Below are 20,784 nucleotides of genomic sequence, written 5' to 3'. Positions count from 1 at the left end.
AATAGTAAATGCCAATCAAAATTTAGGGAGTTTTTTAACTAAACTTCCTACTTTTACAAAATCAAAAAATCAACTACAATGAGCGACAACATAGAACGAATAAAATGCCTTATCATAGGTTCGGGTCCTGCAGGATATACTGCAGCGATTTATGCAGCCAGAGCCGATCTTAAACCCGTTATGTATACCGGGATGGAGCCTGGAGGCCAGCTTACCACTACTACCGAAGTAGATAACTTTCCCGGTTATCCCGATGGAGTTGATGGTCCCAAAATGATGATCGACCTTCAAAAACAGGCCGAGCGTTTTGGCACCGAAGTTCGAATGGGAATGGTTACTGAAGTAGAATTTAGCGATAAACCCGGCGGAATTCACCGGGCCTGTGTAGATAATGCTACCTGGGTAGAAGCCGAAACCGTAATTATCTCTACCGGGGCAACTGCAAAATACCTGGGACTGCCCAGCGAACAACGCCTTCGTGGAGGTGGGGTATCGGCCTGTGCGGTTTGTGACGGATTCTTCTATAAAGGCCAGGATGTAGCTATTGTTGGTGGGGGAGATACCGCTGCCGAAGAGGCTACCTATCTTGCCAATATTTGTAATAAGGTAACTATGTTAGTGAGAGGAGACCAGATGCGGGCTTCAAAAGCTATGCAGCATCGGGTGACCAGCACCAAAAATATTGACCTGAGATATAATACCGAAGTAGATGAGGTAATCGGGGAGCAGGTCGTGGAAGGTTTGAGGATGCTAAACAACCAGACAGGAGAAAAAGAAGAAATAGCAATCACCGGATTGTTTATCGCCATTGGGCACAAGCCCAATACCGATATTTTCAAAGGAAAACTGGATATGGATGATACCGGGTATCTCATTACCCAGGGTAAATCTACCAAAACCAATATTCCCGGGGTATTTGCCTCTGGAGATGTACAGGATAAAATCTACCGCCAGGCCGTAACCGCTGCCGGCACCGGTTGTATGGCAGCATTGGATGCTGAACGTTATTTAGCCGAGGTGGAAAGCGAAGAAGGAGAAGAGGTGAAAACCACCAAAAATGTGGAAGCTTAAATCTTTGGAATTATATTATATAACAAAGCTCCAGTTTTACGGCTGGAGCTTTTTATTTTTCAACTTATTACTAGCTTATATCCCCTAAATCTTTCAAATTTAAACTTTATTAGAAGGAAGAAACGTGATAAATATGTATATTTCATATGCAAAATTTTTAGGCTATGTTAACCAAAGCTACCTTAAAACAACAAATTGAAAGTTTACCAGAAGAGTTCTCTATAGATCAACTTGTGGAACGCCTTATTTTAATTGAAAAAATTGAAGAGGCTAAAAAACAATCGGATAATGATGAAGTTATTTCTGAAACTGAACTCTATAATGAAATTGAAAAATGGTTCAAATAAATTGGACCCTTCAAGCTAAATGCGATTTGCAGATTATTGCCGAATTTATCTCAAAAAGTTCAAAAAAATACGCTAAACTTCAAATCTACAGAATAACTCAGCGTACTTAGATTTTAAAATCTCAGCCTTTCTCTGGTAAGCTTGTTCAAGAAATTAGGAGAGAGGATATTAGAGAAATAATCGAAGGTAATTATCGAATAATTTATAAAATAATAAATTCTAAAAGGATTGATATTCTTACCATTCATCACTCAGCCAGAGATTTATCTAAAAGAAAGATTCAGGTTTAAATCTCGTTTTATTTTTCCCGATGATATTCGAAGATTGAATCCAGCTGCTTTTTAGAAAACTCCGGCCAGATTACTTTAAATTTCATTTAATTATATTTCGATAACAACTGAGAGGAAGTTTTAAATCTTTCATTTTTAAAATCATCTTCTGAAGCCTCTATACAGGGTTTTCAGTTATTGTTTTGGGTAGCTTAAAATATTTGCTTACACCTCATACTCCAGCCCAATCTTTTCTCTGATTTCATCGAGCAACTCGATAAGTTCCAGGCTTTTTTTCCAGCTCATTTCTGTGCTCTCAATGCGGCCCTGGCTAAGCATTTCCTGCACGTGTTGGGCCTCGAAATTGTAGCCATTTGTATTGACCTCGAATTCTTTTAACTCTTCCCCGTTTGGAGTTTGAATCCGAACACTGGAAGGTTCGTGAAACCTGGAATTGATATGAATGCTTGCCTTTTCTAATTGAATAAGCGCTGTGGTTGGAGTTTTTTCCAGAATACTGCTGCTTAGTTCGGCCTCGACCTTTCTGTCATATTTAAATAAGACCTGGCATTTTTCATCGACGCCTGTTTTTCCGATTTTTGCGGTAGCATTGATTTTATTTGGCTTGCCCAGTAAACTCAGGGCCATAAAAACAGGATAAATTCCAATATCTAAAAGACTTCCGCCGCCAAGATTTTTATTGAACAAACGCTTTTCAGCATCAAATGGAGCCGGAAATCCAAAGTCGGCTTTAAGATTTCGAATTTTGCCATATTTGCCGCTGTTTACCACTTGCTGCACATATTTAAAATGCGGCAGAAATTGCGTCCACATAGCCTCCATCAAAAAGCAGTTTTCAGCCTGGGCCGTTGCGATCATTTCGGCTACCTGCTCGCGATTCATTGCAAAGGGTTTCTCGCATAGCACGGCTTTTTTAAATTTTAAACAAAGCAGGCTTTGCCGGTGATGAAACACGTGGGGAGTCGCGATATATACGATGTCCAGGGCATCGTCCTGCAGCATTTGTTCATAGCTTCCAAAATATTTTTCAGCCTCATTAGTTTTCGCAAATTCCTGTGCTTTCTCTTTGCTGCGGCTGGCTACAGCATATAAATGAGCATTTTCTACATTTTTTAATCCTGTGGCGAATTTTCCGGCAATTTTTCCGGCACCAAGGATTCCCCAGTTGTATATTTTCTGCTTCATTTTAGTTCGTTTTTTGAATCTCCTTTTTTCTTCTGAAGAAATTAGTGAGAATTATAGAAAGTACCATCACCAAAACGCATCCGGTTAAATTTAACCAGAGGTAGGGCATCACATCCAGAAGATAGATTGCAATTATGATAATTTGTGTAAGTATGGCGGCAATGAAAACCGAATTGCTGCTCACCCAGCGAACAAAAAATGCCAGTAGGAAAATCCCCAGCACGTTCCCATAGAAAATGGAACCTATTATATTGACCAGCTGTATCAAATTATCAAACAAATTGGCCAAACTGGCAAAGGCAATGGCAATAAGTCCCCACATTAAAGTAAACCACTTGGAAGCCTTGAGAAAATGCACATCAGAGCGGTTTCCCCGAAGGTTGCGTTTGTAAAGGTCCATTGTTGTGGTAGAGGCCAGGGCGTTAAGTTCTGAGGCCGTAGAAGACATTGCAGCCGATAGGATCACCGCCAGCAAAAGGCCAATGAGGCCCCGGGGAAGATTATTCAGAATAAAATGGATGAAGACATAATCCTTATCGTTGCTTTCGGCATCCTTATGAGAGGCGTCGATGAGTTCCCGGGCGCGGGCCCTGGTTTCTTCTCCCGCCCGGTCCAGTTGGGTTATTTCAGCTTTTAGGGCTGTTTTTTCTTCGGAAGAAAGCTGGTCAAAGTCGGCAAAATTCAGGCTGGCTTCCTGCTTCTTTCCCTGGAGATCGTCATATTCCTGCATTAGGTTTTGATAATCTTCGGAATATTCTGAAGAAAGCACCGTTTGGGTAGCCGCCGGATTAAAATTCAGAGGAGCATTGTTAAACTGATAAAAAACGAAAACCATCACGCCTACCAGCAAAATAAAGAACTGTAAAGGCACTTTCAGCATTCCGTTCATAATCATTCCCATTTGACTTTCCCGCACCGAGCGACCGCTTAAATAGCGTTGTACCTGGCTTTGATCGGTTCCAAAATAGGAGAGAGCCAGGAAACTGCCGCCAATAATCCCGCTCCAGAAAGTATACCGATTTTCCAGATCCAGGGAGAAATTTAGAATTTCCATTTTCCCGCTGGCACCAGCAATCTCCAGCGCATTGCTGAAGTTGATATTTTCAGGTAGGTAGCTTATTATGATAAAGAAGGCCGCAATCATCCCCGTGAGTATCACTGCCATTTGTTGTTTGTGGGTCACACTTACCGCTTTGGTGCCACCCGAAACCGTATAAATAATTACTAATACCCCGATTAAAACGGTTAAACCGGTTAAATTCCATCCCAAAACAGCCGAAAGAATAATAGCCGGAGCAAAAATGGTAATTCCCGCTGCCAGCCCCCGCTGAATTAAAAACAGAATCGCCGTAAGTACCCTGGTTTTTCGGTCAAACCTGCTTTCCAGGTATTCGTAGGCGGTATAGACTTTAAGTCGGTGATAAATAGGAATAAATACCAGGCAAATAATCACCATTGCAATAGGCAGGCCAAAGTAGAATTGTACAAACCCCATTCCGTCGTGAAAAGCCTGGCCCGGGGTAGATAAAAATGTGATGGCACTGGCCTGGGTAGCCATAACCGATAGCCCTATAGTCCACCACTGCGCCGAATTTCCAGCTTTTATATAATCCTGAACATTCTTGCTGCCACGGGATTTATACACGCCGTAAATTACGATGAACGCAAGTGTAAGTCCCAGTACGAGCCAATCGGTAATATGCATTTATACAAAAGATTTCATAATGAGATAAAAAAGGACGATATAGATCGCATTGGCAAGCAGCACCCAGGTATAGGATTTTTTCCAGTGATATTTTTCGGGTTTTTCCTGCATTATTTTCCCAGCGATAAAAGGTTAGCAAACAGCCTGAAAGCTCCTGGTACCCCAGCCGGTAATTGTCTGAAAAAACTTAAACCTGTGTATACAAAATAACCCTTCCCGTAAGGAGCCACCAGTAAACTGCCGGTTTTTGGCTCTTCGCCGCTGTCGTGCATAGAAAGCAAGGCGGTGAAATCTTCGCTCCATTGTGAAGGGAAGTAGAGCCCACGTTCCTGTACCCAGTTTTCAAAATCGGTTTTTTCAATTTTGTTAGGTGAATTCAGGGCCGGATGTTCGGGTGCGAGAAAACTTACTTCGGAATCCTCTTCGGTAACTCTGTCGCGGGATAATTTGATTTCGTAAGGTGCTAAATTGCCGGTGAGCAAAGCCTGGCTGGTATTGTATTGTACTATAAGAGTTCCTCCATTTTTCACATAGTTGAAAAGTGCATTCTGGCGATATCTTAATTCTTCTATGGTGTTATAAGCCCTGATTCCAAGTACCACTGCATCAAAACGCCTGAGATTAACTTCAGAAATAGCAGCAGGATTTATTTTGCTTATTTTATATCCAATTGCTTCAAGACCTTGTGGCACCGCATCTCCGGCTCCGTCAATATAACCGATATTTTCTCCTTTTTTCTGAATTTCAACCCGGCTGGCTTTTATCGCGGCTGGTAAAACCAGATTTTGCAGCGGGATATGTTTATAGTCTATCTGCACCAGTTTTTCTGAAAAGGTTTTTTCTCCTATCCTGGCCTGGGGGGTGATTTCGGTTTGGTCCTGTTGTTTTGGGGGTTGAATTTCAAATTGAAGCCTGGTCGAACTTCCTTTTTGTGCAAGATTGAATGGAATACTGGCCGGACTAACTTTCCAGTTATCCTTTACATTAAGACTTAGTTCCCCTGAAACATTTGCTTTTCCAGCGCTAAGAGTTACCATAACTTTCTTTGCATCGATATTTGGGAAAATCATTACCTCTTCATCAAAACTCAGGGAAATTTCGGGGATAATTGTAAAGGGTCTATATGTTTCTCCAAAAACCGCATCTGTATATTTATAAATCACTGGGCGCTCAATTTCAAAGGGCTCACCCAAAATTTCCAGATTAAAAACAGCCCTGGTTTGCTGCGGGGTTTCAGGTAAACCTATTAGATCGGGATTTTCGACTTTGTAAAGACCGTTCTCAGGTTTATTTTGTAACCAGTAGGGCGAGGTGTAAGCTGCATTTTCCGGAATTTTAAGCGCGATACTTTGATTCCAGAGCTTATTATTTTCAAGAGCCTCATTTAACGAAATGCTTGAGTCATTTGGAAATAAGGCCACCTGCTTCAGGCTTACAGGAGATTCGCTTCGGTTTATGGCCTCCAGATTCACCTGAATCTCCTGCCCCGGAGTAGCCGAAATCTCCTTGGCTACCGCCTCAAGGAAAAGCCCCGAACAGGCTACGATTATCCGTTTTATCTGGTTGGTTTTTAATTCTTGCCAATGCGGGTCTTCAAGCTGCTGAATAAGCTTATAAGCTTCTACCAGGCCGGGTAAACTTGCTGAGGGATCTTTGAAATCGTATTCTTTTTCGACTTTAGTTAATATTTCTCCAATTTCAGCTCCTCCTTCAAGCCGACTCCAGGAGGTATCGATGCCTTCAAAAATATCGCCGCTTTGAGGCATATCTCCCTTTAGCAATTCCAGATATTCTGCAGCATCACCACGGGTACCAGTGCTTCCAAAACCCTGACTTTGATGCTGGCTTCGGCTTAAGGCTGCAATTTCAGGATTGGAAAGTCCCAGCAGCGGAAAGTATACTCCTGAATTTAATTCCAGCAAATTCGATTTATCGGCCTGTTCGAAGGCTTCCCGACTTCCGTAGAACCAATAAGAAGTATTAAAAAACAAACGTTTAGGTTGGAAGGTCTCAAATTGCTCCAATTGCCCGGGATATGCGTTAGTGTCACCGGCCAAATCAAAGGCTTCCATACTAAGTATGGCCGAAGAGGTATGATGCCCGTGAGTGCTTCCCGGCGTGCGATGGTCAAATCGGTTAATGATCACATCGGGCCTGAATTTTCGAATAGTTCTTACCACATCGCTTAAAACCTCTTCCCGGTTCCATTTTTTAAGAGTTTCTTCCGGAGTTTTGGAATAACCAAAATCGTTGGCCCGGGTAAAGAATTGTTCGCCCCCATCTATTTTTCTGGCCTGCAGCAGTTCCTGTGTTCTTATAAGCCCTAGATAAGCTCCTAATTCGGGCCCTATGAGGTTTTGACCTCCATCCCCGCGGGTTACAGACAGATACCCGGTGCGGGCGTGAATTTCGTTAGAGAGGTAAGAAATGAGCCGGGTGTTCTCATCGTCGGGATGGGCGGCGATATATAAGGCTGAACCCAAGAAATTCAGTTTTTGAATTTCATTATAAATCTGTGCTGCATTGATTTTTTCAGGATTTTGGGCTTTAGCATTCAGGCCCAAAATAATAAGGAAAACCAGGAATAGAATTTTGTGCATAGCAGCTGGGTTTCTTCAAATATAAAAACTTAATTGAGATTTGGTTTAAAGCGCATCTTTCCCTTCGTCGGGAATTCCTGTTTTATGAACTAAAGAAACCGCTTTCTGCAGAATTAAATTGTTGGGGTAGGTTACCAGTTCTCCTTCTAATGTTCTGAGGTGTAAATGAAAAGCCTTGATGTCTTCAATAACAGCTTCAATAGGATAGTCTTTATCGTGAATTTTAATGGTGTCGCCAATTTTATATGGAAAGCTAAAAAACAGGATAATGCCTGAAGTTATATTGCTAAGTATAGACCAGATTGCGAAGAGGGCAACCCCTATCACCGCAAAGACCGATGAAAAAATGAGTCCGATTTGATTTAGACCGAAATCCCAGGCAAAACTTAGTAGAAAAGCTGCGACCAGGATCATTAAAATATTGATGTATTTAAACATCAATTTTATACGGGTAAGATTAATCTCCTGTCGTTTGCCCACACGATGGGCAGCTTTCTTCAGTATAAACTGAATAATAAGCAATACGATGATGGTGATTAGGGTATAGGTAAGTTGGGTCTCGTATTTCAGTAAAAAATCGATCATAGCTAAAATTTACAAGGCTAAAGTTATGCATTAAAGAAATGCCCCGGCCAACTATTTTCTACCCAGATCCAGCAAATGATCATATACCAAATGCGTGGGTAGGCCTACCACATTCACATAACTCCCCTCAATACGGGTGATTCCAATAAGCCCAATCCACTCCTGGATGGCATAGCCCCCGGCTTTATCGAAAGGTTTATAATTGTCTACGTAATAATCTATTTCTCCGGCGGTTAGTTCCTTGAAATAAACTTTGGTTTTTTCATTAACAGTGCGCTGTTCTTTGGTGGTGGTAAAGCACACCGAAGTGATCACCTCGTGGGCGTGGCCCGAAAGGCTGTGCAGCATTTCTTTGGCTTCAGCTGCATTTGTAGGTTTTCCAAGGGCTTTGCCCTGGTGACAAACAATAGTATCGCTGGTGATAAGAATTTGATTTTCCTTGATTTCCTTCTGAAAGGCTTCGGCTTTTAATTCAGCGAGGTAATCTGTGATTTGTTCGTTTTCGAGATAATCGGGGCAAACCTCCTTTACCGGGCGTACGTCTATGGTGACAGGAATTTGAAGCTGTTCAAAAAACTTTTGACGCCTGGGTGAGCCAGAAGCAAGTATGATTTCCTTATCCTTTAGAAAGTCTTTCAGCATAATTTTAGTTTAAAATAAAAGGTAAAAAAGCGATGGATATTAATCCGAAAAATAAGATAATTTTCAGGATTAGGCTCAGGTGTTTATAGTCCTTTTTTCCTGAGGCCGCCCAAATTCGAACCATTACATAAAGTAGAGGTGCAATAAGCAACAACAAAACGTATAGCACCGCTACCAGGTTATGAAACAGGTAAGTGTACATATAATGCAGAATAAGCAGCAGCGGAATTAATGCCACAAAAAATATCAATTTATTATTGCGATCATTGCCTAAAATAACCGCCAGGGTTTTTCTGCCGGTGTTATGATCGCCCCGTACATCCTGTTGGTCTTTCACCATTTCCCGTAAAAGATTGATGAGAAAAGCAAAAATTGCATAATCCAGAAGTATGGAAAACAGCAGGGATTGTACCTGTTTGTTCTGCGCATTTATAGGCGGTAACAATTCAAATAAACCTACAAGTATTACCACGCCGCCTACAAAACAGCTCACCAGAATATTTCCCATTAGGGGAACCTGTTTCAGGTAAGCTGCGTACAGATATAAAACCGCAGAGCTAAACACGAAAATTCCTGAAAATACCGGGTAGCCTACCATATTGGCCAGGTAAAAGCCCAGGCCAACTCCAATAATATTCAAGGCGAAAAACCAGTTAAAGGCGGTATTTTCTGAAATATACTTTCCAACGATGAGTTTTTCGGGTTTATTAATGCGATCGGCTTCCTGGTCGTAGATGTCATTAATAATATAACCGGCTGCAGCCAGGCATAGATTGGCCAGAACCAAAAGGCTAAAGCCAAAGCCATTAAGCATGATACTGGCTCCAAAATTATGCAACAGGGCATATTTTATTAAAATCTGGGTAAGGGCTATGAAGAGAAGATTAGCGGGTCGAATGAGTTTAAGGAGGGCTGGCATAAATTTATTCTGAAACTATTTTTAATCCGATTATTGAAATTATGAGGCTGGTGAGAAAAAAGATTCGCCAAAAATGAGCCGGTTCTTTAAAAATGATAACTCCCAGTAAGGCAGTACCCACAGCACCGATTCCGGTCCAAACAGCGTAGGCTGTGCCTATAGGCAGCGTTTGGGTGGCTTTGTACAGAAGGCCCATACTCAGCGACAGGCAAACCAGAAAACCCAGCAGCCATAACTTTTCGGTATTGCCGCTGCTAAATTTGGCTTTGCCCAGGCAAAAGGCGAATCCTACTTCAAAAAGTCCGGCAAGAATGAGAATTAGCCAATTCATTCTTCAGAAGAGATCCATTTTCCCTGAACTTTCATCACCTGCTCGATCACATCGCGCACGCAGCCCTTCCCGCCTTTTTTATGGGAAATATATTTTGAGATGGCTTTTACCTCGGCTGCGGCATCCTGGGGGCAGCAGGGAAGACCCACATCCTGCATTACATAATAATCGGGGATATCGTCGCCCATATATAAGACTTCATCCCGGGAAATATTATAGATGTCGAGAAACTCATCTAATTGTTCCACCTTATCATCAACACCTAAATAAATATCGGTTAGGCCCAGGCCTCTTAAGCGGGAGCGCACGCCTTCATTTTTCCCTCCTGAAATTATGCATACCGTGTATCCTGCCTGCTGGGCGGCTTTCATCGCGTAACCGTCTTTCATATTCATTGTACGCAGCAACTCGCCCTGAGTGCTAATCTGAATGCTGCCGTCGGTTAAGACCCCGTCTACGTCGAAAACGAAACATTTAATCTGGTTGAGATATTCTTTATAGCTTTTTTCCATGAAATTCGATAATCGATTTTGTGAGTAGTTTATATATTTCATTTTTAGTGCCCCCGAGTTGGGAAAGGTGCGATTCTATGGTTTTTTGATCTCCTCGTAAAGCAGGGCCCGTTTGGGCTTCTCTGGGATTTAATTCTTCCAGTTTTGCAGTTGTTTCTGTAATTAGCGGTTTTAGGATTTCAAAAGGAAGCTGGTTTTCTTTACAAATTTCAGCTCCCAGGCTAAAGAGATGATTGCTGAAATTATTTACAAAAACGGCCGCGACATGAAGGCTTTTCCTTTGCTGCGAATCTACCTCATAAATTGGGGCCTGCAGGCTTATGGCCAGCTGTTTTAATTTGTCTAAATTTTTTTCTGAATTGCTTTCCAGGCAAACGGGAATTTTGCTGAAATCTACCGCTCTTGATCTCGAAAAAGTTTGAAGCGGATAGAAAACTCCATAATTTCTTAAATGCGCCAAAACTTTCATCTCTACCCCACCGGAAGTATGTACCACCAGTGCCTCTGAATTTTCAAAAAATCGGGCTGTTGCGCTAATGGCGTCATCTTTTAAAGCCAGGATATATATATCGGCATTGGCCAGGTCTTCGATTTTAGAACATACCTGAACTTTATTCTCAAAGGCTTTTAAACTCTCTGGCCTGTGGTTGTAAACCTGCTTCAGCTGCAGGTTGGGGGCCTTTAAAACTGCATCTACTAAATGGGTGGCCAGGTTACCCGCGCCTAAAATTACCAGCTGAATCATGCGGCTAAATTATTAAAAAAAACGCTGTCCTGAAATTCGGGAGATTGAAGTCCAAATTCCCCGGTTAACTGGTTTTAAATCCCTAAATTTGCAGCCGATTAAAGTTTATCTTCATGCAGAAAAAAATTGCCTCTGTTATCTTCTCCACCCGCATTATGGCGGTTCTTTTTATAGTTTTTGCCGTTTCTCTTGCCCTGGGAACCTTTATAGAAAATGAGTATAGTATTGAAACTGCCAGAGTTATGATCTATAACACCTGGTGGTTTGAAGGGATTATGCTCTTCTTTATGATCAATTTCCTCGGAAACATCAAGAGATATCAACTTCATAAAAGAGAAAAATGGTCTTCTTTGGTGATGCACCTTTCCTTTATTTTAATTCTGCTGGGCGCTTTTATTACCCGTTATATTAGTTATGAAGGGATGATGCCTATTCGGGAAGGGGAGACCACCAATGTATTTCTTTCAGAAAAAACCTATCTCACTACTTTTATAGACGGGGAGATTAATGGCGAACCCCGCCGAAGATTTCTTGAAGAGCCCGTGCTTTTTGCGGTAGAAACCGAAAACGATTATAGCCTAAATACCGATTATAACGGCCAGCCTGTTAAAGTTGAAGTCCTGGAGTTTCTGCACGGAGCAAAGGAAGATCTAGTTCCCAGCCTTGACGGGGAAAACTATTTAAAGATTGTAGAAGCAGGCGATGGCGATCGGCACGATCATTTTCTCAAAGAAGGCGAGGTAGAAAACATTCATAATGTGCTTTTCACGCTAAATAATCCTACTGAAGGTGCCATTAATATTGAATATGATGAAGCCTCGGGAGATTATACCATTACCTCTCCATTTGAGGGAGACTATATGCGTATGGCCGATCAGGCCCAGGGAGAGCTTTTTAAGGACAGTACTCAAAATTTGATGCTGAGATCGCTATACAATATCGGGAATATGCAATTTGTGATTCCTGAGCCTGTGGTGAAAGGGAAGTACGAAATTATTCAAACTCCGCAAAAAGCCGAAAATCAGCCCGATGGGTTGCGATTAAAAGTAACTTCTGAGGGGGAGAGCGAAGTAGTTAGCCTGCTTGGCGGCCAGGGGTTTGTGAATGAGCCGAAAAAAGTTAGCCTGGCCGGGCTCGATATTTATGTGAATTACGGGTCTAAGGAAATAGAACTTCCCTTCAGTATTAGATTGGAAGATTTCATCGCCGAAAGATATCCTGGAACCGAAAAAAGTTACTCATCTTTTAAAAGTGTGGTGGAAGTAGTGCAGGAAGACGAGGAAAACTTTCCTTACGAAATCTATATGAATCACGTTCTGGACCATAAGGGATACCGGTTTTTCCAGTCCAGTTTTCATCCCGATGAGAAAGGAACTGTGCTTTCGGTAAATCACGATTACTGGGGTACCTGGATCACTTATATTGGATACACGCTTTTATACATAGGACTTATGTGGCTGTTGTTTGCCAAAGGTTCCCGTTTTGGAAACTTAAAAGATATGCTTGAAAAGGTAAAAGACAAAAAGAAGAAATTGAGCACTGTAATCGCATTTTTGCTTATTTCTACTGCCGGTTTTGCTCAGGATACTCGCGACCACGAGCACATTCAAACCGCTCAGCGGCAAATAGACTCGATGATTCAGGCGAATGCTGTGGAGAAAAATCACGCAGCCGAATTCGGGAAACTGGTAATCCAGGATGCCGGGGGTAGGATGAAACCCGCTAATACCTATTCTTCTGAATTGCTTCGGAAGCTGAGTAAAAAGGATGAATATAAGGATATGAGCTCAGACCAGGTGCTCATCTCGATGACCGAAAACCCCGCGGTTTGGTATACAGTACCTCTAATCTATGTAAAACCAAAAAATGATAGCATCAGGCATTTGGTTAATGTTCCTGAAGATCAAAAATATCTTGCCCTAACCGATTTCTTTGATCAGGAAGGGAATTATATGCTGGCGCCTTACCTTGAAGAAGCTTATCAGGCCGGGGTGCCCAATCAGTTTCAGAAAGATTATATAGAAACCGATAAAAAGGTGAATTTGCTGTACCAGGCTTTGCAGGGAAAAATTTTACGAATTTTCCCCATTCCTGAACACGAAAACAATAAATGGGTTTCCTATCCCGAAGCTGCCGAAAGTGGTTTTAAGGGGATGGACTCTGTCTATACCCAGCAGGTGCTTCCGCTTTATATGAGCGCTTTGGAAGAGGCAAGAAAATCGGGAGATTATACCAAAGCCAATCAATTTTTGGAAAGTATAAAAGGCTTTCAGAAGAAATATGGTTCAGAAGTATTGCCTTCAAAAGAAAAAATTGAAGCCGAGATCGCTTACAATAAGTATGACATTTTCAGGAATTTATTCTGGATGTATATGCTTGCCGGGCTGTTTATGTTGATCGTGGTAATTCTGCAAATTTTCTATGATAACAAACCTATAAGGCTTATTATAAACGGAAGTATAGTGGTAATCGCTTTGCTATTTGCGCTTCACACTTTTGGGCTTATTGCCCGCTGGTATATCTCGGGTCACGCGCCCTGGAGTGATGCCTATGAATCTATGATTTATGTGGCCTGGGCGACTATGTTCTTCGGGTTGGCTTTTGGTCGTAAAAGTGATCTTACCATCGCCTCTACAGCCTTTGTAACTGCGATGATCCTTATGATTGCTCATTGGAACTGGATGGATCCGGCAATAGCGAATTTACAACCGGTTTTGGATTCTTACTGGTTAATGATACATGTTTCGGTAATTGTTGGAAGTTACGGCCCTTTTACGTTGGGAATGATTTTGGGTGTGGTAGCACTTATTTTAATGATACTTACCAATTCCAAGAACAAGAAAAAAATGGAATTGAACATCAAAGAAATCACTATTATTACTGAAATGGCGCTAACCGTTGGCCTGGTAATGCTAACTATAGGAAACTTCCTGGGAGGCCAATGGGCTAATGAAAGTTGGGGCCGTTACTGGGGTTGGGATCCAAAAGAGACCTGGGCGTTGATAAGTATTATGGTTTATGCCTTTGTAATTCATATGCGACTGGTACCCGGTTTAAGAAGCCGCTGGTTCTTTAATTTTATGGCGATTGTTGCTTTTGCGAGTATACTTATGACCTATTTTGGGGTGAATTTTTACCTTTCAGGCTTGCATTCTTACGCCAGTGGAGATAAGGTGATCACGCCGAGCTTTGTTTATTATTCCATCGCTGTGGTAGGAGTTTTAGGAGCAGTTTCCTACTGGAGGTTTCAGAAATATTATTCGAAGAAATAAGGTTTTTTCGATATTAAACATAAAAAAATCCTGCCCGGGAGCAGGATTTTTTTTATTTGCTGGTCTGAGCATATTATTTTAATCCTCCAACCATATCTTTTGGGTTCACCCATTCATCGAATTGCTCTTCGGTTACATAACCCAGGCGGGCTGCTTCCTGCTTTAGGGTAGTGCCATTTTTGTGAGCTTCGTTTGCGATCTCTGCTGCTTTGTAATAACCAATTTTGGTATTAAGGGCAGTTACCAGCATGAGCGAATTATTTAAATGCTCCTGAATTCTTGGAGTATTGGCTTCTATTCCACTGGCACAATTTTCTTCAAAGGAAACACAGGCGTCGCCAATTAATTGTGCACTTTGAAGCAAATTAGCTGCCATCACCGGTTTAAACACATTCAATTCGAATTGTCCCTGCATTCCACCCACGCTTAGAGCAACATCATTGCCCATTACCTGGGCGCAAACCATAGTTAAGGCCTCGCACTGGGTGGGGTTTACCTTTCCGGGCATAATGGAAGAACCGGGTTCATTGGCGGGAATATTGATCTCTCCGATCCCGCTTCGAGGTCCCGAGGCCAGCATTCTAATATCATTACTTATTTTATTTAGTGCCACCGCAGCCTGTTTTAAAGCGCCGTGTGTTTCTACAAAAGCATCGTGGGCAGCAAGGGCTTCAAATTTATTGGCAGCCGATATAAAGGGCATTTCGGTAAATTTCGCGATAAATTCGGCTACTCTTTTTGAGTATCCTTTAGGTGTGTTAAGACCTGTCCCGACCGCAGTTCCTCCCAGAGCCAATTCGGCAAGGTGTGGCAGGGTGTTTTCAAGCGCGTTGATTGCGTAGTCTAACTGAGCTACGTATCCGCTGAATTCCTGACCCAGGGTTAGGGGAGTGGCATCCATAAAGTGGGTGCGGCCAATTTTTACTACCTGCTTAAATTCTTCAGATTTTTTCTTTAAGGTATCTCTTAGTTTTCGGAGCCCCGGAAGCGTATTTTTAGTCACTTTTTGATAGGCCGCGATATGCATTCCGGTAGGGAAGGTATCGTTTGATGACTGAGATTTATTCACATCGTCGTTGGGAGAAAGCGTTTTTTCACCTTCTTCGCCCAGATTTTTACCTGCAAGTTGATGCGCACGGTTGGCGATTACCTCATTTACGTTCATATTACTCTGAGTACCGCTACCGGTTTGCCAGATCACCAGGGGAAATTGATCATCGTGTTTCCCGGCCAGGATCTCGTCGCAAACCTGTGCGATAAAATCCCGTTTTTCGACAGGTAAAACTCCGAGTTCGCAGTTGGTGTAAGCCGCAGCTTTTTTAAGGTATGCAAATCCGTAGATGATTTCCAGGGGCATAGTGGCCGGTGGGCCAATTTTGAAATTATTTCGGGAGCGTTCGGTTTGTGCCCCCCAGAGTTTATCGGCGGGGACCTTAACTTCTCCAATAGTATCCTTTTCTATTCTGTATTCCATAATTATAATATTGGTTGTGCTACAAATTTACAAGTTAGCGGCTTTTTTAAGCTCTAAAAAGCATTAAAATTTTAGGCTTTAAATACAATAAAACCAGCGGGAAAGCCCTTGATTGCGTAAATAAAGAAGAATTAATTGTGATAAGCCATCAAGACTTTATATCTTTGAAGCCTATTCAAAAATTTCTGGAAGTTATGTTCGAATTCGATCAATACCTCGGTTTTTTGGCTTTTCTTGGCATAGCCACTATAGGCTTCTGGCTAATGATTTTCCTAATGGCCTTTGTTCCTTACTGGATTGGCGGTTCTGTTGCCGAACTTATTAAAGAGAAGAAAGAAGAAAGGAAAAGAGCCAAAGAAGAAAAAGCATAAAAATAACCGTCCTGAAAGTAATTTTTGGACGGTTTTTTTATTCCTTAATTTTTATCATTAAACTAATCTTCGTTTGAAGTTAGTTCTGAAAAGTTATTTTAGTTCAATAAAAAATGGCTGCTCGTAAAGGCAGCCATTTTCTATTGGAATATATTTTTGGGTTATCCATCAAAACCCTCGTCATCCATATCGCCATCGCCGCCATTTCTTCTGCGACGATCCTGCTCACGTTTTTGCTGATTAAATCTATAGATCAACGAAACGGTAATTTGTCTAACTCTCCATTGAAATTCGCTTTCCCGGTTGAAAAATTCGGTATTGGTAAACGAATTTCTTTTTCTGGAATTTAAAAGGTCTCTTACGTTAAGTGATAGAGTGGCATTATCATTTAAAATATCCTTGCTCAATGCGAGGTCTATGCTGAAGATGCCTTCGGTTTTGGTTTGCGCATTTTCCTGAGGCCCGCGGTAAAAGGCGTTGGTTTGCCATTCTATTTTCGCCGGAAGGCTCACCTTAGAACTAAATCTACCAAAATAACTGGTATTTTTTGCACCATAATCTACCCCGTTAAACTCTCCTGAAGTATTGAACTGGAAAAAGTTGAAGCTACCATTTAACCTAAGCCATTTTGCAGGATTATAAAGCAAGCCTAATTCTGCACCAATGCGCTCGTTGGTAGAAAGGTTAATAGGTATGGTTCTTATAATGTCTATCCCATCGGTAGTTACCTGGCCGGTATTTTCTTCTACGCGCTCAAAACTATCGGTTTCATACTGATAATACACCGAGGTATTGAAAGTTAATTTGTCCCAGCGTTTTAAGTATCCCAAATCGTAGGCGCTGGCAAAAGCAGGTTGCAAGTTGGGGTTACCCTGCCAAACGTTGGTACGGCTGCTTCGTGATGGGAAGGGGTTAAGGAACCAGCCTCTGGGGCGGTTGATTCTTCGGTTATAGCCCAGGGTGATGTTTTCTCTTTCTCCTAATTCATAAATTAAATTCACCGTTGGAAATAAGCCCAGGTAATTATTGTCAAAATCGGTTTCTATAGGAAAGCCGAATTCTTCACGAAGCTCCTCCTGGCTAAGCATAGAATCGATATTACCTTTAAGCTGGGTATTTTCAAGCCTTAAGCCAAGTAGGAAAGAAAAATTTTCGCCAAATTTTGAGCCATATTGAGTGTAGAGTGCATTTACATTTTCAGTAAAGGTGAAAATATTGGTTAGAAAGGGGTCTACAATTTCTCCCCCTGTTCCAATCTCTTCAAATCTCAAGGTATAATCGGTTTCATCGGTTTCAAAAGTACCGCGGTAACCGGCTTCAAATTGAGACTCTTCTCCAAACGGCAAAACGTAATCGGCCTGGAAAAGGTAGTCCCTACTTTTTTCTTTGGCCGTCACCCGTTCGTAAGGAATAGGTTCAAAATTGGGACCGGCTATTATGGCCTCCTCTTCAATAAAAGTCCTCCCATTTTCACGACGGTTGTCAAACTGGAAATCGGCGGTAAGTTCGTGACCTTTATCATCGAATCTATTGATATAATTAAGAGCTACCTGGTAACGATTGTCATTTTCTCTTTGCTCTTCGGTTCTAAGAGTTTCTTCGGTTAAACTTCCCGAATTAAACCTGCGGCTTTCATTTTCGGTAAGATCGGCATCTTCTCCATACCGATAGAACAGGCTGGCGGTAAGAGAACTACTTTCGGTAAGAAAATATTCCATTCCTACATTGGCATTGTAGTTACGGTTTAAACGCTGGGTGTTTCGGTCTTCAAATATTCGGTCGAACTCAGGTTCGATGAGTTCTCCGTTCCGGTTAAATCTGTTGAGATATTCGGTGTCATTAAAACCTCTTTGTGGAGCATCGAAATATCTCCAACCCAGGTTAGAGAAAAGGTTGAAATTTTCGGTACGGTAGTTAAGGTTGGCTGAAACTCCATAATTATCGGGATGACCGGCATTTAGATTTAAAGAGCCATTAAATCCAAGGGTTTCCTGCTGGCGTAGGATGATATTTAAAATACCTGCGGTACCTTCAGCATCATAACGGGCAGAAGGAGAAGTAATCACTTCAACGCGTTCAATAGCTTCAGCGGGAAGCTGACTCAAAACATTAGTATCTCCAAACCCGGCCATAGCCGAAGGTTTTCCGTTGATTAAAATTCGAACATTTTCATTTCCGCGAAGGCTAATTCCGCCTTCCACATCAACAGAAACAGAAGGCACGTTATTAAGGGCGTCGCTAACGGTTCCTCCCGAGGTGGTGAGATCTTTTCCGATATTATAGATCTTTTTGTCCAGCCGCACATCTACCTCGGTAGTTTCTGCCCGAACCACCACTTCATCTAGACTGTCTGATGCTATTCCCAACCTTATAGTGCCTAAGTTTACATCGGCATTTACACTGCGGTTGTTGAAATTTTTCTTTTCGTAAGAGATGAATTCTACTATGATATTATAATTGCCCTCGGGAACTTCAACTTCAAAATTTCCTTCAGCATCGGTAACCGTCCCGGTGAGATCCTGGGGGTCGTTTGCATTTACCACAGAGATTGTGGCATATTCTAAAGGAACTTCAAGATCGTCGTCGATTACTTTTCCAGAAATGGTGTATGGGTTATTTTGAGCAAGCCCCGGGATACTGAAGGCTAAAAAAAACAAAAGCGCGGTTAGCGACAATAGATTTTTGGAGGTCATAGAAAATTTTATAGGTAGGACATCAAAAAACCCCAATGGTTTAAAGCCATTGGGGTTAATTTTGAGTTAAAACGCCAGAAAAATCTCAAATTCCTGTGAAACAGAAATTAAGCTTTTCGGGTCATTTTTTTATTGGTTTGAATATAGGCATCAAATTGCTCTTCGCTAAGGAATTCCCTAAGATCCCGGTGCTCCTCTTCACGAATAGCCTTAAGTTTGGTGATGATCCTATCATCGCTTAAGGCCGAATTGATGATCTCATTCTTTTTAATAGTATATTCTATAATGATATCTTCCAGTAAAAACATTTGTTCTTCGGTAAGTCCCAGTTCTTTTTTCCAGGTATAAGCTAATTCGTGAGCTATTTCCTGTAATTCTTTTCGGGTTTTTTTATCGGTATAGATTTGTGTGAGAACATATCCCGTAACCAGCAATCCTGCTAATCCTATAAGTGCTATGCTGTTTCTGGTCTTCATTTTTTACTAGCTTAAATTTATTAATTTATAAGATTTCCTTTATATCGGTTGGCGGTCGCCCAACTACCGCCTGTTTTTCGGTTTCAACTATGGGCCGTTCAATAAGTTTTGGATGTTTAACCATAATGCTAATTAACTCCTCTTCACTCAGATCTCTGTCCTTATAATTTTCTTTCCAGATTTTCTCGGTTTTTCTCACCAGTTGAATAGGACTGAAATTCAATTTGTGTAAAAGTTTGGAGAGTTCTTCCTCAGTTAAGGGGTCTTTTAGATATTCCCGTACCTTATAATCCCGGCCAGATTCCTGAACAATTTCCAGGCCTTCCCGTGACTTTCTGCAGCGTGTGTTATGGTATATCGTAATCATTTTTGAAAATTATTTTTTCCGATTTAAAATAAACAATATTCTTTAATATTAAAAACCATTATCAATCTTCATGCCGTTGGCCCATCATCATAAGATAAGCCTTTAAAAACTGGTCTATATCTCCATTCATCACAGCGTCTACATTCCCTGTTTCTTCGGCTGTTCGCACATCTTTTACCAGCTTATAGGGATGCATCACATAATTTCTGATCTGTGATCCCCATTCAATTTTCATCTTGGAGTCCTCGATTTCCCGGCGTTGTGCCTGTTGTTTCTGAAGCTCAATTTCATATAACTGGCTCTTAAGCAACTGCATAGCTTTGGTTTTATTCTCCAGTTGTGAGCGGGTTTCAGAATTTTCAATAACAATCCCGGTAGGGGCGTGGCGAAGGCGCACGGCTGTTTCTACCTTGTTCACATTTTGACCTCCGGCTCCTGAAGATCGCATAGTTTCCCAGGAAATTTCAGATGGATTTATGTCTATCTCGATGGTATCATCGGCCAAAGGATAAACGTATACTGAAGCAAAAGAGGTATGTCGCTTGGCATTACTATCAAATGGGGAAATTCGCACCAGGCGATGCACCCCGTTTTCACCTTTTAGCCATCCAAAAGCAAATTCGCCTTCAATTTCCAGGGTAACGGTTTTAATTCCTGCAACCTCCCCGGCCTGGTAGTTGAGCTCTTTGATTTTGTAGCCACGCTTTTCGGCCCACATCAAATACATACGCATAAGCATCTCTGCCCAGTCACAACTCTCGGTTCCACCGGCTCCGGCGGTGATTTGAAGCACGGCACTAAGGCTGTCACCTTCTTCAGAAAGCATATTTCTGAATTCCAGGTCTTCGATTAAACCTGTCGCATTTTTCTCTTTCTCCTCAACATCGGCCGCATCGGCTTCTCCCTCTTTGAAAAATTCGAATAATACCTCCAGGTCTTCTACCTGAGCTTCGGCATCGAAAAAATCCTGAACCCATTTCTTTTCGGCATTGAGTTCGCGCATAAGCAATTCGGCTTTTTGCGGATTTTCCCAAAAATCGGGGGCAAAGGTTTTTTCTTCCTGGTTGGTGATTTCTATTTGTTTGGCATCAATGTCAAAGATACCTCCTTAACGCACCAAGGCGCTCTCTGAGGTCTTTAACCCTTTCAATCGTGACCATTTTTATCTCAATTTTGAGCGTAAAAATAGAATTAAAGGG

At 41.7% G+C, this 20,784-nt stretch carries 19 protein-coding genes; 5 read left to right on the top strand and 14 right to left on the bottom strand.

Annotated features, from left to right (window positions below):
• Positions 1-78 precede the first annotated feature (78 nt).
• The 3 genes from trxB (at position 79) to ACW6QP_RS05175 (ending at position 1,708) form a co-directional block, all read left to right on the top strand.
• Complete coding sequence (gene trxB, locus ACW6QP_RS05185; protein WP_457909789.1) at positions 79-1,071, top strand: thioredoxin-disulfide reductase; 993 nt, start codon at positions 79-81, stop codon at positions 1,069-1,071.
• 164 nt (positions 1,072-1,235) lie between these two features.
• Positions 1,236-1,418, top strand: coding sequence for a hypothetical protein (locus ACW6QP_RS05180; RefSeq protein WP_457909788.1), 183 nt, complete (start codon positions 1,236-1,238; stop codon positions 1,416-1,418).
• Positions 1,419-1,528: 110 nt separating this feature from the next.
• Positions 1,529-1,708, top strand: coding sequence for a type II toxin-antitoxin system RelE/ParE family toxin (locus ACW6QP_RS05175; RefSeq protein ID WP_457909840.1), 180 nt, complete (start codon positions 1,529-1,531; stop codon positions 1,706-1,708).
• Between the two features lie 204 nt (positions 1,709-1,912).
• Here ACW6QP_RS05175 and ACW6QP_RS05170 read toward each other — a convergent pair whose 3' ends face one another.
• From ACW6QP_RS05170 to ACW6QP_RS05130, 9 genes are all read right to left on the bottom strand, one after another.
• Positions 1,913-2,893 carry a Gfo/Idh/MocA family protein gene (locus ACW6QP_RS05170; protein ID WP_457909787.1) on the bottom strand — a complete coding sequence of 327 codons (981 nt, stop codon included), beginning with the start codon at positions 2,891-2,893 and terminating at the stop codon, positions 1,913-1,915.
• Between the two features lies 1 nt (position 2,894).
• Positions 2,895-4,598: a sodium:solute symporter gene (locus tag ACW6QP_RS05165; RefSeq protein WP_457909786.1), complete on the bottom strand. Its 1,704-nt coding sequence runs from the start codon at positions 4,596-4,598 to the stop codon at positions 2,895-2,897.
• A gap of 110 nt (positions 4,599-4,708) precedes the next feature.
• Entirely contained in the window at positions 4,709-7,198 is a 2,490-nt protein-coding gene (locus ACW6QP_RS05160) for a PIG-L family deacetylase (RefSeq protein ID WP_457909785.1), read from the bottom strand.
• A gap of 45 nt (positions 7,199-7,243) precedes the next feature.
• Complete coding sequence (locus tag ACW6QP_RS05155; protein WP_457909784.1) at positions 7,244-7,783, bottom strand: mechanosensitive ion channel domain-containing protein; 540 nt, start codon at positions 7,781-7,783, stop codon at positions 7,244-7,246.
• A gap of 51 nt (positions 7,784-7,834) precedes the next feature.
• Complete coding sequence (locus ACW6QP_RS05150; protein WP_457909783.1) at positions 7,835-8,425, bottom strand: Maf-like protein; 591 nt, start codon at positions 8,423-8,425, stop codon at positions 7,835-7,837.
• A gap of 4 nt (positions 8,426-8,429) precedes the next feature.
• Positions 8,430-9,344 (bottom strand): geranylgeranylglycerol-phosphate geranylgeranyltransferase, encoded by a 915-nt coding sequence (locus tag ACW6QP_RS05145; protein ID WP_457909782.1) that lies wholly within the window; start codon positions 9,342-9,344, stop codon positions 8,430-8,432.
• A 4-nt stretch (positions 9,345-9,348) separates the two neighbouring features.
• Positions 9,349-9,675 (bottom strand): DMT family transporter, encoded by a 327-nt coding sequence (locus ACW6QP_RS05140; protein WP_457909781.1) that lies wholly within the window; start codon positions 9,673-9,675, stop codon positions 9,349-9,351.
• Entirely contained in the window at positions 9,672-10,187 is a 516-nt protein-coding gene (locus tag ACW6QP_RS05135) for a KdsC family phosphatase (RefSeq protein WP_457909780.1), read from the bottom strand. Before ACW6QP_RS05135 ends, ACW6QP_RS05140 begins: the two co-directional genes overlap by 4 nt.
• On the bottom strand, positions 10,171-10,932 hold the full coding sequence (locus tag ACW6QP_RS05130) for a Rossmann-like and DUF2520 domain-containing protein (protein WP_457909779.1): 762 nt from the start codon (positions 10,930-10,932) through the stop codon (positions 10,171-10,173). The genes ACW6QP_RS05135 and ACW6QP_RS05130 overlap by 17 nt, the downstream gene beginning before the upstream one ends.
• 113 nt (positions 10,933-11,045) lie before the next feature.
• Here ACW6QP_RS05130 and ccsA point away from each other — a divergent pair, with 113 nt between their 5' ends.
• Entirely contained in the window at positions 11,046-14,204 is a 3,159-nt protein-coding gene (gene ccsA / locus ACW6QP_RS05125; RefSeq protein ID WP_457909778.1) for a cytochrome c biogenesis protein CcsA, read from the top strand.
• Positions 14,205-14,277: 73 nt separating this feature from the next.
• Here the strand turns inward: ccsA and fumC are convergent, their stop codons facing one another.
• Entirely contained in the window at positions 14,278-15,678 is a 1,401-nt protein-coding gene (gene fumC / locus ACW6QP_RS05120) for a class II fumarate hydratase (protein WP_457909777.1), read from the bottom strand.
• A gap of 194 nt (positions 15,679-15,872) precedes the next feature.
• On the opposite strand from fumC, the gene ACW6QP_RS05115 reads away from it, so the two are divergent.
• A complete protein-coding gene (locus ACW6QP_RS05115; RefSeq protein WP_457909776.1) occupies positions 15,873-16,049 on the top strand; it encodes a hypothetical protein in 177 nt (58 codons plus the stop codon).
• A 161-nt stretch (positions 16,050-16,210) separates the two neighbouring features.
• Here the strand turns inward: ACW6QP_RS05115 and ACW6QP_RS05110 are convergent, their stop codons facing one another.
• The 4 genes from ACW6QP_RS05110 to prfB all read right to left on the bottom strand — a co-directional run bounded on the left by ACW6QP_RS05110 (position 16,211) and on the right by prfB (position 20,745).
• Positions 16,211-18,742, bottom strand: a complete 2,532-nt coding sequence (locus ACW6QP_RS05110; RefSeq protein ID WP_457909775.1) for a TonB-dependent receptor domain-containing protein — start codon at positions 18,740-18,742, stop codon at positions 16,211-16,213.
• 107 nt (positions 18,743-18,849) lie between these two features.
• Positions 18,850-19,218, bottom strand: coding sequence for a hypothetical protein (locus ACW6QP_RS05105; protein WP_457909774.1), 369 nt, complete (start codon positions 19,216-19,218; stop codon positions 18,850-18,852).
• Between the two features lie 25 nt (positions 19,219-19,243).
• Positions 19,244-19,585 (bottom strand): arsenate reductase (glutaredoxin), encoded by a 342-nt coding sequence (arsC, locus tag ACW6QP_RS05100; RefSeq protein WP_457909773.1) that lies wholly within the window; start codon positions 19,583-19,585, stop codon positions 19,244-19,246.
• Positions 19,586-19,646: 61 nt separating this feature from the next.
• Positions 19,647-20,745 (bottom strand): peptide chain release factor 2 gene (gene prfB / locus ACW6QP_RS05095; RefSeq protein WP_457909772.1). Its coding sequence is split into 2 segments (ribosomal slippage): positions 19,647-20,681 and positions 20,683-20,745, totalling 1,098 coding nucleotides; the frame shifts between segments, so codons are not numbered across the junction.
• Between the last annotated feature and the right edge of the window lie 39 nt (positions 20,746-20,784).

The sequence above is a fragment of the Salegentibacter haimaensis genome, assembly GCF_054121495.1.
Note: the sequence above shows the minus strand (reverse complement) of the source record. Positions and strands in the feature narration are given on the sequence as shown.